General features: G+C 64.6%; 12 protein-coding genes. 6 read left to right on the plus strand and 6 right to left on the minus strand.

Translation table 11 applies throughout. The features are described from left to right. The first annotated feature begins 78 nt into the window (after positions 1–78). The 3 genes from ribH to thiL all read left to right on the plus strand — a co-directional run bounded on the left by ribH (position 79) and on the right by thiL (position 2,111). On the plus strand, positions 79–546 hold the full coding sequence (ribH, locus tag VER16_RS03375) for a 6,7-dimethyl-8-ribityllumazine synthase (protein ID WP_324805467.1): 468 nt from the start codon (positions 79–81) through the stop codon (positions 544–546). Next, positions 543–1,022, plus strand: a complete 480-nt coding sequence (gene nusB, locus VER16_RS03380) for a transcription antitermination factor NusB (protein WP_324805468.1) — start codon at positions 543–545, stop codon at positions 1,020–1,022. The genes ribH and nusB overlap by 4 nt, the downstream gene beginning before the upstream one ends. 126 nt (positions 1,023–1,148) lie before the next feature. Further along, positions 1,149–2,111: a thiamine-phosphate kinase gene (gene thiL / locus VER16_RS03385; protein WP_324805469.1), complete on the plus strand. Its 963-nt coding sequence runs from the start codon at positions 1,149–1,151 to the stop codon at positions 2,109–2,111. An 80-nt stretch (positions 2,112–2,191) separates the two neighbouring features. On the opposite strand, the gene VER16_RS03390 is transcribed toward thiL, so the two are convergent. The 3 genes from VER16_RS03390 to VER16_RS03400 are packed head-to-tail and all read right to left on the minus strand — an operon-like array spanning position 2,192 to position 4,429. After that, positions 2,192–3,151 carry a fimbrial protein gene (locus VER16_RS03390; protein ID WP_324805470.1) on the minus strand — a complete coding sequence of 320 codons (960 nt, stop codon included), beginning with the start codon at positions 3,149–3,151 and terminating at the stop codon, positions 2,192–2,194. Beyond that, entirely contained in the window at positions 3,148–3,861 is a 714-nt protein-coding gene (locus VER16_RS03395; protein ID WP_324805471.1) for a fimbrial biogenesis chaperone, read from the minus strand. The genes VER16_RS03390 and VER16_RS03395 overlap by 4 nt, the downstream gene beginning before the upstream one ends. Before the next feature lie 55 nt (positions 3,862–3,916). Then, positions 3,917–4,429, minus strand: a complete 513-nt coding sequence (locus VER16_RS03400) for a fimbrial protein (RefSeq protein WP_309333221.1) — start codon at positions 4,427–4,429, stop codon at positions 3,917–3,919. Positions 4,430–4,852: 423 nt separating this feature from the next. On the opposite strand from VER16_RS03400, the gene VER16_RS03405 reads away from it, so the two are divergent. From VER16_RS03405 to VER16_RS03415, 3 genes are read left to right on the plus strand one after another with little or no spacing between them, the layout of a single operon-like run. After that, positions 4,853–7,306 (plus strand): fimbria/pilus outer membrane usher protein, encoded by a 2,454-nt coding sequence (locus VER16_RS03405; RefSeq protein ID WP_324805472.1) that lies wholly within the window; start codon positions 4,853–4,855, stop codon positions 7,304–7,306. Then, the gene (locus tag VER16_RS03410; protein WP_324805473.1) at positions 7,303–7,806 is read left to right on the plus strand and encodes a fimbrial protein; all 504 of its coding nucleotides are present in this window, start codon (positions 7,303–7,305) and stop codon (positions 7,804–7,806) included. The genes VER16_RS03405 and VER16_RS03410 overlap by 4 nt, the downstream gene beginning before the upstream one ends. Continuing rightward, on the plus strand, positions 7,803–8,858 hold the full coding sequence (locus VER16_RS03415; protein ID WP_324805474.1) for a fimbrial protein: 1,056 nt from the start codon (positions 7,803–7,805) through the stop codon (positions 8,856–8,858). Before VER16_RS03410 ends, VER16_RS03415 begins: the two co-directional genes overlap by 4 nt. A gap of 45 nt (positions 8,859–8,903) precedes the next feature. Here VER16_RS03415 and VER16_RS03420 read toward each other — a convergent pair whose 3' ends face one another. From VER16_RS03420 to VER16_RS03430, 3 genes are all read right to left on the minus strand, one after another. Beyond that, positions 8,904–9,263: a DUF805 domain-containing protein gene (locus VER16_RS03420; RefSeq protein ID WP_414716015.1), complete on the minus strand. Its 360-nt coding sequence runs from the start codon at positions 9,261–9,263 to the stop codon at positions 8,904–8,906. 273 nt (positions 9,264–9,536) lie between these two features. Next, positions 9,537–9,947: a hypothetical protein gene (locus VER16_RS03425; protein ID WP_324805476.1), complete on the minus strand. Its 411-nt coding sequence runs from the start codon at positions 9,945–9,947 to the stop codon at positions 9,537–9,539. 521 nt (positions 9,948–10,468) lie between these two features. Then, positions 10,469–12,898 (minus strand): autotransporter outer membrane beta-barrel domain-containing protein, encoded by a 2,430-nt coding sequence (locus VER16_RS03430; RefSeq protein ID WP_324805477.1) that lies wholly within the window; start codon positions 12,896–12,898, stop codon positions 10,469–10,471. Between the last annotated feature and the right edge of the window lie 301 nt (positions 12,899–13,199).

A 13,199-nucleotide genomic window follows, 5' to 3' on the forward strand; every position in this document is an offset into this window, starting at 1 on the left:
GATGCCAGGCCCACCGCCAACCACGGCCGGGGGCCATCCACGCTAGAATTACCCCCTTATCGAACCCCCAAGCCGCATATGAGCCACTACGAAGGCGATCTTCGCACCCCCGATTCGGCGCGCTTTGCCATCCTGGCCAGCCGCTGGAACGCCCGCATCACCGATACCCTAGTTGCTGGCGCCCGCCAGAGCCTGGCCGGCAACGGCATTGCCGAAGCCAACATCGACGTGATCCGCGTGCCGGGTGCCTGGGAGCTGCCGCTGGTCGCCGCGCGCCTGGCCGCCGCCCACGAACACGCCGCCATCCTCACCTTGGGCTGCGTCATCCGTGGCGACACCCGCCACTACGAACACGTGGCCGACCGCTGCGCCGAAGGCCTGATGCGCGTGCAGCTGGATTTCGGCGTGCCGGTGCTGAACGGCGTGCTGGCGGTGGAACGTGTTGAAGACGCCGAGGCCCGCGCTGGCGGCAGCCACGGCAACAAGGGCGAGGAAGTCGCACTCGCTGCATTGGAAATGGTCAACCTGCTGGAGCAACTGCCATGAACAAGAACACCCAGGGCAAGCCCTCCGGTAAACCCGTCCGCCGTGATGGCATCGATCCGGTGCTGCGTTCGCGCGCCCGCCGTCGTGCCGTGCAGGCCCTGTACGCCTGGCAGATTTCCGGCGGCAACGCACAATCGCTGATCGCCCAGTTCGCCCACGAACAGGCCCGCGAAATCGCCGACCTGGCGTACTTCGAAGCGCTGGTGCATGGCGTGCTCGACAACCGTCGTGATATCGACGAAGCCCTCGGCCCGTACCTGGACCGTGGCATCGAGGAAGTGGACGCGATCGAACGCGCGGTGCTGCGCCTGGCCGCCTACGAACTGCGGTACCGCCTGGACGTGCCGTACCGCGTGGTGATCAACGAAGCCATCGAATCGGCCAAGCGCTTCGGTTCCGAGCATGGCCATACCTACGTCAACGGCGTGCTGGATCGTGCCGCCGTGGAATGGCGCAAGGTCGAATCGGGTCACTGACCCGGTTCTGCTTCTGGCGGATGCCCTGACACCGCCTCGGATGGTCGCCCCGACACCGCCTCTGGTAGGTGCCAACCTTGGTTGGCACTGATGCCTGATATCGCCATTACACCTCGGGAGCACGCCATGTCCCTGGCCGAATTCACCCTCATCGACCGCATCCGCGCCCGCACCGCCGAGCGCGATGACATCGTTCTCGGCATCGGTGACGACGCTGCACTGCTGCAGCCGCGCCCGAACGAACAGCTGGTGGTCACCGCCGATACGCTCAACAGCGGCGTGCATTTCCCGGCGGAGACCCCGGCCTTCGACATCGGCTGGAAGACCCTGGCGGTCAACCTGTCCGACCTGGCTGCGATGGGCGCACGCCCAGCGTGGTGCACGCTGGCGCTGTCGTTGCCGGAAGCTACCGAAGACTGGATCGAATCCTTCGCCGATGGTTTCTTCGCCCTGGCCGATCAGCACGACATCGCATTGATCGGCGGCGACACCACGCGTGGCCCGCTGTCGCTGTCGGTCACTGCGATGGGCCAGGTCGGTCGTGGCCAGGCACTGCGCCGCGACCGCGCGCAGGTGGGGGACGATATCTGGGTCAGCGGCACACTGGGCGATGCCGCCGGTGCACTGCGGCTGTGGCAGCAGAACGCGCTGAGCGTGGCCACCGCCACCCTGCTGGCCGACTACGAAAGCCTGCGCCTGCGCCTGCTGCGGCCCACCCCGCGCGTCACCCTGGGCCTGCGCCTGCGTGCGTTCGCACACGCCGCGGTGGATGTGTCCGATGGCCTGCTGGCCGACCTGGGCCACATCGCCACGCGTAGTGCGGTGGCCGCGCATGTTGATGCCGACCTGCTGCCGATCTCGCCCGAGTTGCGCGAGCTGCTCGGCCGCGAGGGCGCCCGTGACTGCGCCCTGCGTGGCGGCGACGACTACGAACTGTGCTTCACCGCCGCCGCCGACCAGCGCGATGCGCTGCACTATCTGGCCGAGTCGCTGGACCTGCCGCTCACCCGCATCGGTCGCATCGCCGAAGGGCAGGGCGTGCACGTGGATGGCGAAGCCGCTGACGGCGGTTACCGGCATTTCGCCTGATCAGCGGTGCCGATCTGCCTCCATCATACGCAACGGCGTCAGCCTCTTACTGCTGCTCTGGGGGCCAATAAACTGCAGGGTCAGGGGTAATCGGCCATCAATATGGCTTCACCGACAATGGCGCCGGCACCCAGCGGGTTGCCGTTGGCGACGTACCTCGCGCTCAACGAAATCGGGTTGCGACCAGTCTGCGACATGCCGTACGACCAGGGCGTGCCCAGCTGCACCGGCAGGTTATTGCGCAGCAGTTCAATCTGCACGCCGCCGGCATCACTTCCGGGGGCTGCGGACAGCAGGCTGCTGCTGTTGCCGGGGGCATGCGCATCAGTCAGCGTGAGCTTCACCGGCAGGTTGTCGTGGCTGCAGGTCATGTCCACCACGAATTCCTTCTCACCGGCAGAGTTGCCCGGTCCGGTCAGCAAGTTGGCGGGTAGGTCGTCCAGCGCCAGCGTGGCGCCATGTACCGTACAGTCGCGTATCACCGAGACATCAAACCCCATTTCCAGCGTGCCTGTGCCCACCAGCGCAGGGTTGCTTCGGGGGCGGATGCGCAGCTGCGAGGTGCGCGAGATCGGTTCACTCTCCACATTGCGCCGCCCCGACACGGAAATTTCGGTCATCAGTGTGACGCGCGAACGTGGGTTCACGGTCAGCAGCAGGGTCTGCCCGTTCATGGTGAATGCCGTGCGGCTGCTGGTGTCCCGGGCGTAGACACCGAGCAGGACAAGCGGGGATGTATCGGATACTTGGAATTTTCCGAATGTGAGCCCGCGGTACTGCACTGTGCCAAGCAGCTTCATTGGCGTGTCCAGTTCCACTTCGAATTCCGTTGGCGCACTTCCCGAGCAACCTGCGAACTCCACGCCAGCCGCACCAAAGGAGTAATCGAATGATTCACGTTCGTTCAACACCACCGGATACATCGCGCTTGCGACGCCATCAGTGACCGATGTGCAGGCCCAAGCAACGCCTGGGGCCGGCAACAGTATCGCAAGCAGACCTCCCATTGATGCCCGGTGCCAGTGGCGACGAGCGTTCATCGGCCCACCGTCACTTGCTGTTCGCGTGCGGCGCCATAGTCGTCCAGCCATTGAAACGCCAACTGTGCCGGCGCCATGCTGCCAGCAGGTAAAGGCAGGGTGGCCCGTGCGCCCGGGGCGATTACGTCCGCTTCTACGGTCCCGCCATCAGGCAGGGTCAGCTTGCTGATCGTCACGTGGTAGGCGCTGGGGTTGTGCAAATGCAGCGCCTGGCCATCGGTGCACCACCGCAGCGCTGCGGCCGCATCGCGTGCGTGGCCGGGCAGGCCGGCGGGGCGGTAGAACAGCTTCACTCGCGTACGCACCGCAAACTGCAGCAGGTTGCGGCCTTCGGTCTGTTCGGGCTTGGGCGGAATATCCAGCAGATTGAAGTACAGCATCGATTCGCGATCTGCTGGCAGCGCTGCACCGGCCATTGGCGAGTACGTCAATCGGAAAGCCTGCGAATGGCCTTCTTCAATACGGCGGGTTGTCGGCGTCAGCACGAATGGCAGCTTCTGGCTGCCGGCCTTGGCGCTGGCATCGCCGTCATCCAGCCACACCTGCACCAGGGCGACCTTCTCGCCGCGGTTGCTGGCATTGACGGTTACCGCGCCCTTACTGCCATCGTAGACCACGCGGGTACCCTGCAGGGTCACTGCTGCCGACGCCGTCATGCTGGCGCCAGCACAACAGATGGCCAGTACCAGTGCACATGCACGGATGTTCATGGGAATCTCCTTGGGAAGGGCCACCCGGCAGCGTGCCGTCGGGTGGCAAGGGGGCTTACTTGTAGACGATGTCCATCTGCGCGTTGGCATTGGCGATACCGGCTTCCACGTCGCCCGCGGCGCCGGTCTTGGTGTACCAGACGCTGTGCTTGACGACCTGCGGTGAGGTATCGGTCACGGTGACGAACTGGCTCGGTGCGGTATTGACCCGCAGCAGCGCATCGGCGCTGTCGTAGATCTTGTAGCCCACGCCGGCAGCGGTGCTGGCAGCCGTCAGGCCCAGCGAACCGTCGGCCTCGGCCAGGCCACTGAAGCGCACCGCTACGTCGTGCGAGCCGGTGGCGCCAGGGCAGGACACAGTCACATCAAGGTCGCGGCGACCAGTACGCTCGTTGCCCCTCAGGGTTTCCAGATCCATCTTGCCCATATCAATGTCGGTACCGCCGCCAATGGTGGCAGTGCAGGTGGTTTCGACAATTTGGCCGGTGATGGTGAGGTCGGCGGCATTCACGGCGGGTGCAACGGCCAGCAGGATGGCCAGCGCCATCGGGGTTTTCATCTTGTTCATGGATAAACTCTTCAGCAGTAAGGGGATAAAGTGCAATGCCGGTATCTATTGCGTCCGGCGGTAGCTGTGCGGCGGCAACGAACAAGCCCGCAGTCAAAGCCATTGGCGTTGGCATGCATGTACCGGTCGCTGGCTTCTGCACCCGTGCATTATCCAATTTCCATGGCTGCAGCTAAATGCAACTTGTTGTAAATGGCCCGTTTCAATGAATCTGTCCGGCCCTTCCTGTATGCAATAAATTGTATTTTCAATAGCAGTGTATCGGTTTAGTCTGCACGCCCCAATAATTAATGGGGCTGCACTGCGGCCCTGCCCGACGCCATGTCATTGCCTCGCCTTTTCCTGCAGCCTGTTACTCGCTTCCGCCTGCGACGACAGATACTGGCCGCTGCCATCTGCAGCAGCCTGGTATGCATCGCGGCGATGCCTGTGCATGCGCGCACCGGCGGTGAAGTGGAATTCAGCGAGGGGTTTGCCAGCGGTCTGGTCGGCGATGACCTCAGCCGCTTCAACCTGGGCAATCCGGTGGAGCCGGGTCGCTACAGCGTTGATATTTACTTGAATGGCAACTTCATCAGCCGTGACGACATCGAACTGGTTCAATCGGATACGCCGTCGCAGGCGCGTCCCTGCGTGCCCGCCCGCCTGCTGCAGTCGCTGGGCCTGAGCGATGATGCGCGCGCCGCGGTGGAGGCTGATGGCAACGCACAGTGCATCGATCTGGAAGCACTGATCGAGGGCGCCAGGCTGCGCTACGACGACAGCCAGTTGCGCCTGGACCTCTCGCTGCCGCAGGTGGCGCTTCAACGCCAGGCGCGCGGCTATGTCGCACCGGAACTGCGCGACCACGGCATTACCGCCGCGTTCTTCGGTTACACCGCCAACTATTACCGCAGCCAGGGCGCGCAGAGCAGCTACGCCGGCATCACCACCGGCGTGAACCTGGGTGGGTGGCGGCTGCGCCACCGCAGTTCGATCACCCACAACGCGCAGGGGACGCAGTTCCGTACTCTCAACAGCTATCTGCAGCACGACCTGCCGCGCTGGGACAGCCAGTTCACTGTGGGCCAGAGCAACACCGGTGGCGAACTATTCGACAGCGTGGGCTTTACCGGACTGCGCGTGGCCACCGACGAGCGCATGCTGCCCGATTCGCTGCGTGGTTATGCCCCGGTGGTGCGTGGCGTGGCTCAGGGCAATGCACGCGTCACCATCCGCCAGAACGGCGCGGTGCTCTACGAAACCACGGTGGCACCGGGCCCGTTTGCCATCGACGATCTCTACCCCAACGCGGGCAGCGGCGATCTGGAAGTGGCAGTGACCGAGGCCGATGGGCGCGAGGAGCGCTTCACCGTTGCCTTCTCCGCCGTGCCACAGGCGCTGCGCGAAGGCAGCCAGCGATTCAGCGTCACTGCGGGCGCGCTGCGTGATACCGGCTTGGCACAGGATGCGCTGCGCTTCGTGGAAGGCACCTATGCGCGCGGCGTCAGCAACCGCGTCACCCTGCTGGGCGGCGTGCAGGTGGCGCGGCATTACCAGGCTGGCCTGGCCGGCGCTGCGTTCAACACGGCCTTCGGTGCCATCGGTGCCGATATCACCCATGCCCGCGCCAGCCTGCCCGGCATGCGTCCGCAATCGGGGCAGAGCTACCGGCTGAACTACCAGCGCAGCGTGGCACGCACGGGTACCAACCTCGGCCTGGCCGCCTACCGCTACAGCACCGAGGGCTTTCTCACCCTCGGCGACGCATCGCGGATGTCGTTTGACCGCCCGCAGGCAGCGGACGAATTCGTCATGCGCACCCGCCAGCGTTTCCAGCTGAACTTCTCACAGCGTATGGGCGAGCGGGGCCAGTTGTACCTGGCCGGTGGCCATGTGGCGTACTGGAACCGCCCGGGCAAGCACAACGATCTGCAGCTGGGCTTCCACAGCAGCTACCGCAGGGCCAACTATACCGTGTCGGCCACGCGCTACCGCATGGCCTCAGGCGCGCCCGATACACGATTGTCCTTCATGGTCAGCCTGCCGTTGGGCCGCGCAGGAGCCGCGCCGCGTGCCACGGCCTCCTACAGCGACAGCCGTATGGGCAGCCAGGGCCAGCTGGGTATCAATGGCTCGTTGGGCGCCGACCGGGCGCTGTCCTACAGCCTGTCGGGCAGCCACGCGCGCAGTAGGCAGAGCTACAGCGCGTATGCCAACTACCAGGGCAGCTACGCCGATCTCAGTGCTGGTTACAACCGTAGCAACGGCAGCAGCAGTTTCAATGCTGGCGCTACCGGCAGCGTGGTGCTGCACGGCGGCGGCATCAACTTCGGCCCCACCTTGGGCGACAGCTTCGCGCTGGTGGAAGCCAAGGGCGCGCAGGGGGCGAAGGTCGGCAGCGGCCGGAACGTCACCGTGGCCGGCAACGGCTATGCCGTCCTGCCCTACACCAGCCCCTACCGCTGGAACCAGGTGCACCTGGATACCGCCGAGCTGCCACTGGGCGTGGAAGTGATGGCGAGCTCGCAGCGGGTGGCGCCCAGTGCCGGCAGCATTGTCAAGGTCGCTTTCCAGTCGAGCAGGGAACAGTTGTGGCTGATCGACGCCAGCGATGCCGACGGCCATCCGTTGCCCTACGGCGCGCAGGTTACCCACCCCGATGGTCGCTTGCTGGGCCAGGTGGGGCAGGGCGGTGTGGTGGCCCTGCGCGGGCTGCAGCCTACTGGCTTTGTGCACGTGCAGACCGAAGACGGTATGGCCTGCCGTCTGGACTACACCATGCCTGATGTAGCCGACGCACACGGGCAGTACTGGACCGGCGCGCGTTGCTTGGCCGCTTCACAGCAACGATTTGCTGGCGATATCTCCTCTTTCTCTTCTGGAGTTGCTGAATGAAAACCTCCGCTTTGCTGCTTGCCGCGCTGACGCTCGGCGCCACCAGCCATGCCTACGCCGATTCGGCCACCATCACCGTCACCGGCAAGGTGTTGCCGGGTACCTGCACGATGGCCGATGTTCCCGTGGCACTGGCCGATATTGATGCCACCAACCTGAGCAACGGGCACGACAACAACCTGACGCCGGCGACGCTCGACTTCACTGGTTGCGTGGGTGTCGCCCGCGTTGACCTCGTGTTCGATGGTGCCGAGGATTCTGCCCAGGATGGGCACTGGCTGAACCAGTCGGTTGGTGGCGCCAGCGGCGTGGCCGTGGTGCTGCTCGATGGTAGTACCGGCATCACGTTCCTGAAGAAGGGGGCGACCCGATCCCTTCCGGTGGACGGTGCCGCCAGCGCAACCTTGAACCTGCGCGCTGGCTATTACCGCCAGGCTGGCACACCGTTGAAGGCCGGTGAGGTGAGCAGCCAGATTACCGTGACCGCGGACTACCGATGAACCAGGCAGACACCGCCATGCGTGCAACGGAGGATTCGGAAATGGCCCTGCCTGTCAAGCGCCGATTCGGCTCACTGTATGCACCGATGATTGCGGTGTTGGGCCTGCTTGCCTCTGCCACGGCGGTGGCCTGTACGGGGCAACACAACGCCGGCGGGCCAGTGGATCTGGTCATCGATGCGTGGGACGATGTCGAGCAGGACAGGATGATCTCGAGGTGGCAGTCAGGGGTGGGCGCGAACGCGCAGTTTTTGACCGGCTGCAGTTCCCTCGCCGCCGTTCCGATGGACGTGACGTCGTTGCTGCCAGGACTGGAGTTCGTCCGCAACGTTACTGTCGATGGGAAAACTTACCCAGCGTTCGGGTTGATTGCCTACCCACGATCGCCGCTACTCATTTTCCGACATCGGATCTGGACCGGTGACGGCGTCATCAAGGAGGATGCCGTTCCACTTGATGTAAGCGGCAAAGTGCACTTTCCCTCCAAGCCACTTGACTCCACCGGGAGGGGCTCCCAAATCTCTGCTGCAGGCATCTCCCGTGGTGGCGTCATGGAGCAGGTTCCGAGCATGTCGCTGGGTTCGATTGCACGTCAGTCGCCGCTGTATCCTGCGTTCGTCAAGACCGATACGTTCACATTTTCCGCCACCATCCGGCCCAAGACGTGCACACTGGCCGATGCAACAGTGACGCTGGACGACGTGGTAGCGCTGGACCTGCCTGCAGCGGGCAGCACTGCCGGTGACCGCGACTTCAACGTAAGGTTGAACTGCAATGGTGAGTTTCCGGTCAGTCTGCAGCTGACCGACGCCAACGCGCCGGGCAACACCGGCAGCCGTCTGGCGCCGAGCACCAACGCTACCGCTGTCGGCGTGCACGTGCAGTTGCTGCGCGAGGGTGCCCCTGTAGTACTGGGCCAGACCTGGTCCATCCCACAGAGTCGGATCGGCGACCAGAACATCGCGCTGTCCGCGCGCTATCACCGGGAGGCCGGCACATTCGCCGCTGGGGTGGTGGAAGGGCAGGCGATCATCACCGCCACCTACCGCTGAGGAACAATCTTCGGCTCTACAGGCAAGCTCCGTCTACGCTGCCGATCAGACGTGGGGTACCGGAGATCCAAAGCGGTTGTCACCTGCTGTGCTTGGCAGCACCAGGAACACCAGCAGCACCAGACTCACAAAGGGCACGAACATCAGCAGCAGCCACCAGCCCGAACGATCGGTATCGTGCAGGCGCCGAATGGTCGCAGCAATGCATGGCAATGAAAACGCGAGCCACATCACCACGCTCAGGCCGGTCGATACCAGCGCCAGTCCCTGCGAACCGCTGTAACCGGCATAGAAGCTCAGCACGTAGAGTGGGATCGAAACGATCATGATGAACAACTGGAACCACCAGTATTCACTACGGCTGGCACGTCCACTGAACTGCGCGTAGTGCTTGAGCGGCGTCATCATCCTGTGCATCAGATACTCCCTCTTGGAAAAAGAGGCGGGACTATGCGCGTTGCATGGATTGGTAGCCATGCAATTAGTTGCAAGGTTGCCGATGGATGGTGACGCCGCTTACGGAGGTTGCCAGCATCTGAGTTCGCTGTCCGTTGAGCCGAGCATGGGCTTGGCTCTACAGGTAGGTGCCAACCTTGGCTGGCACGCTGTTTCAGCGGATATGAGCCCGGCCGACCATGCCAACCAAGGTTGGCATCTACCAACACAGAGCGGCGGCGCCTACGCCGCGCGCAGCTGCACATCCACATATTCAGACAGCCCGCGGCAGGCCAGCAGCAAGCCCTCGCGCTCGCCGTCGCCCATCGACTGGCTGACCTCGCCATCCACGCGCACGCGTTCAGTGGCGTGCAGCAGCTCCAGCAGGAAGGTCAGCCCGGCATTCGCGCGGTCGATGCGCGCCAGCGCCAGCCGCTGCCCCGGCGTGCGGCCGTTGCCCGGCCACGGTTGGCCATCGGCAGCATCGCCCTGGCGGATGTGCTGCAGGCAGGCCAGCAGGGTAATGGTGCCGGGTGCTTGCCCCTCCTGCAGTGAGGCGAAGGTGCTTTCCAGCGTGCGCGCCAGATCGTCAGGCAGGCGTAGGGCGGCTTCACCGAGCGTGGCGAACAGGTGCGGGTACTTGGATGAGGTCATGACGGCGTCCTTGAGTGCGAAGCAAGGGGCCGCCCTCTGCTCAACAGCGAGGGCGGCGGACGGTGCGTGGTTCCAATACCGGTGACTAACGCCGTAGAAACGCCGGCGGGCCGAGGCCCCCACGCACCGCCCGCCATGGAAGCGCGGACAGAATGCCTGCCGACGCCGCCCAACAAGGAAAGAGCGACGCCGGCAGGCAAGCGTATACGACGTTAATCAAACGGGATTGGAAGCCCGTGCCACCCGTTGTCGGTGGCGCGCCATGATGTGCACAAGGGTGCCGCTGTACCAATGAGAAAAGTTTGAAAGTCGAAAAAGTTGCGGTGTTCGAGTGCCGCCGCCATCAACGACCATGCCGTGCCGATTGCGACATCGTGCGCCGAAGCGCATTCGCCGCGGATTCCTGTAGAGCCGAGCCCATGCTCGGCTCCTGTGCACCGTGCGAGGCTTCAAGCGGGCCGATCGAAGAGCAGCCGAGCATGGCTCGGCTCTACAAAATGCAGCGCGCTGCTTTTCCGCGCTTACCAGCGGTACGCGACGCCCAGGTTGCCGGTGGCTTCCCGGTAGCCGCTGTCACCGCGCATCACGCCGAACCCGCCCCAGGCACTGAACCCGGAACGGAACTGCGCCTGCGCACCGGCACTGAGTTCATAGCGGTTGCGCGGAATGCCCGCCTTCAGCACTTCATCATCGAAGGCGATGCCGTTGCCGGCACCGTCGCGATACCAGTTGGCCGCCAGATACGGGCTGACCGAGGCACCCACTGCCGAGCGTGATTCACCCAGCAGGCGCAGGCCGGCACGGCCAGACAGGCCGCTGTTGCCAGCTGCACGCACCACCGTGCCATTGGCTTCGGTGTGCACGTCGGTCTTTGCGTCGGTGTAGACCAGCTGCAGTTCCGGCTGCAGGCTCAGTGCGGTGCTGCCGATCTGGCCGATGCCGACGCGGTAGCCAACTTCCAGCGACGACTGCCATAGGTCCGAATCGTAGCGTTCTTCGGCCAGGCCCTCGCCCTGCACGCGGTTGCGGAACTGGCCGCGCTGCACGCTGGCATCCACATACAGCGCATCGTCGGCCCAGTTGCCGTACACGCCCAGTGCGCCACCGTCCAGCTTGCCGCGTGCGCTGTAGCCGGTAATGTCCGAACGCGAGGTCGAACGCGACTGCGCCAGCGTGCCCATCAGGCCCACGCGACCACGGCCCTCGTCGAACACGCCCACGTCCGCACCCAGCTGCAGGCGCGAACGGTCCACGCGCAGGTCCAGCTGGTCATCCACGGCGCCCAGCTTGCTCTGCGTGGTGTCCACGCGCGCCCAGCCACGCACGCCATCGTGGGCCGCAGCGGCACCTTGGCGGTCGCGATAGCTGTGGCGCAGCAGCTGGCCCAGCGCGAACTGGTTGGCCAGATAGGCACCGGTTTCCGGGCGCAGTACCGGCGGCGGGTTGATCGGGTCGATCGGATCTATCGGATCGATCGGGTCCACCGGGTCGATCGGCTTGCACTCGGGCAGGGTCGGGTCGACCAGGCACGGGTCCGGGCCGGCACCGGTCTGCGATCGCAGGTACCAGTTGCCATTGGCGTCCTTCACCAGGAAGTATTCGTACTGTCCACCCACCGCGCGGCCGACCAGATCGAACTGCGCGTTGGACGCGCCGCCGATGTCGATCAGCTCGATGCCGCGATCGGTCCTGGCACCGGCGCCGCCGGCGTTGAGCACGCGCACGTTGGCCTGGCCGTTGGCATCACCAGCAATCACCAGTTTGTCGGTCAGCGAGATGTCGTCACCCAGCACGGTGTTGAACAGCAGCGTGCCGCCGTTGCCGGTGAACTGGTCCAGGTTGAGGGTGTTGAACGTGCTGCCATTGCCCAGCGCCACGGTGCCGCCGGCGCCCAGAGTGAGGTGGCCGACAGTGCTGTCGCCGGTCATCAGCCAAGTGGCATCGCTGTCGATGCTGGCCGTGGTGACGTCGAGGAAACGGCCGTCGATCTGGGCTTTGTTGCGCAGGATCACGTCCAGGCTGCCGTTGGTGACGGAGGTCCGGTCGAAGGTGAGGTTGCCTGCCAGGCGCGAATCATCAACGGTGAAGTTCACGTCCGTACGTGCACTGCTGGTGTAGTCAGCTCCCACCACCAGCAGATTGCCGTCGGCACCGTCCAGATAAGCGTTGTTGACCACGGCGATGTCGTAGGTGTTGTCGGTCAGTGGCATCACCTGCACGGCGGCGCCGCGACTGGATTGCAGCAGGGAGCCATCGACAGTCAAGCGGACAATGCCGGTTCCGTTGGATGCGCCCCATAGCAGGGCGCCCACGTTTGCACCGGTGACGCCGGAGCCGTTCACGATGTCGATCGCGCCCACCTGCAGGCGCACGCCCAGGCCGCTGGCGTACGGCGACGGTGCAGCAGGAACGTCCTGCACATCGATGCGGCTTCCGTCTATCCGCGCGTAGGGGTTGGCGCCGGTGGTGGTGCCAAGGCTGATCAGATCCACACCGATCGCCTTCTGGGCGGTGGGAAGCAATTGGCTGGTGTGGACGACGACGCTACCGCCGACCAGCCGGGCCGATGCGCCCGGGCCATCCAACGTGATGCCCCCCCCGGTGAATCGGCTGCGGGTGGCATCCAGAGAGGCACTGCCATACAGATTGATGGCACTCTGGGAGGTGCCGGCCAGTCCCGTTCGATGGACCTCTGCCCCGTCCAGGATGATGGCGGAGGTGTCGCTGGCGGCGATCTGGTTGCTACGCGCACCGGTCACAGTCAGCTTCGATCCGTTGATCAGGGTCCAGGCCTCGACCGGATCGCCTGCGACAACGTCGGCCGTCTGACCATCAAGGTCCCCCGCCAGTGCGGTGGCGGCGGGCAGGGTCGCCAGCGCAAGCAAGAGGCTGCGCAGCAGTGGTTGTTGCAGAGGCATGCCATGCGGGCGTGCGGTACGGGCGAGTGTCATCGGGATTCCTTGTCGTGGGGCGGGAAGGCTCGACTGCGATGGACGAGCCTAGGCTTGCATCCATTTCTCGTGAAAGCAATGTGATCAAGTGGGCTGAAAGCGAAACTGGATGCCTTTTTCGGGCGTAGTTTCATCCCCCGCCCGCAGCCGTCCCATACAAGTTGTTGTAAAGCACATGGGGAAGGGTAGGGCGCTTCAGCTACTGCTCAGCCCACCATGAGCGGGCCACACGCCCTGCGTACTCTTCGTTTCCTGCAGAGCCGAGCCATGCTCGGATCTACAGCGGCAGTGTGCAGGCAGC

Source organism: Stenotrophomonas sp., assembly GCF_035634915.1.
Classification (GTDB): Bacteria; Pseudomonadota; Gammaproteobacteria; order Xanthomonadales; family Xanthomonadaceae; genus Stenotrophomonas.

What these genes read in the sequence shown, in the direction of transcription:
- ribH (WP_324805467.1), top strand. Translation starts at nt 79, where the DNA reads ATGAGCCACTACGAAGGCGATCTTCGCACCCCCGATTCGGCGCGCTTT.
- nusB (WP_324805468.1), top strand. Translation starts at nt 543, where the DNA reads ATGAACAAGAACACCCAGGGCAAGCCCTCCGGTAAACCCGTCCGCCGT.
- thiL (WP_324805469.1), top strand. Translation starts at nt 1,149, where the DNA reads ATGTCCCTGGCCGAATTCACCCTCATCGACCGCATCCGCGCCCGCACC.
- VER16_RS03390 (WP_324805470.1), bottom strand. Translation starts at nt 3,151, where the DNA reads ATGAACGCTCGTCGCCACTGGCACCGGGCATCAATGGGAGGTCTGCTT.
- VER16_RS03395 (WP_324805471.1), bottom strand. Translation starts at nt 3,861, where the DNA reads ATGAACATCCGTGCATGTGCACTGGTACTGGCCATCTGTTGTGCTGGC.
- VER16_RS03400 (WP_309333221.1), bottom strand. Translation starts at nt 4,429, where the DNA reads ATGAACAAGATGAAAACCCCGATGGCGCTGGCCATCCTGCTGGCCGTT.
- VER16_RS03405 (WP_324805472.1), top strand. Translation starts at nt 4,853, where the DNA reads ATGCCTGTGCATGCGCGCACCGGCGGTGAAGTGGAATTCAGCGAGGGG.
- VER16_RS03410 (WP_324805473.1), top strand. Translation starts at nt 7,303, where the DNA reads ATGAAAACCTCCGCTTTGCTGCTTGCCGCGCTGACGCTCGGCGCCACC.
- VER16_RS03415 (WP_324805474.1), top strand. Translation starts at nt 7,803, where the DNA reads ATGAACCAGGCAGACACCGCCATGCGTGCAACGGAGGATTCGGAAATG.
- VER16_RS03420 (WP_414716015.1), bottom strand. Translation starts at nt 9,263, where the DNA reads ATGACGCCGCTCAAGCACTACGCGCAGTTCAGTGGACGTGCCAGCCGT.
- VER16_RS03425 (WP_324805476.1), bottom strand. Translation starts at nt 9,947, where the DNA reads ATGACCTCATCCAAGTACCCGCACCTGTTCGCCACGCTCGGTGAAGCC.
- VER16_RS03430 (WP_324805477.1), bottom strand. Translation starts at nt 12,898, where the DNA reads ATGACACTCGCCCGTACCGCACGCCCGCATGGCATGCCTCTGCAACAA.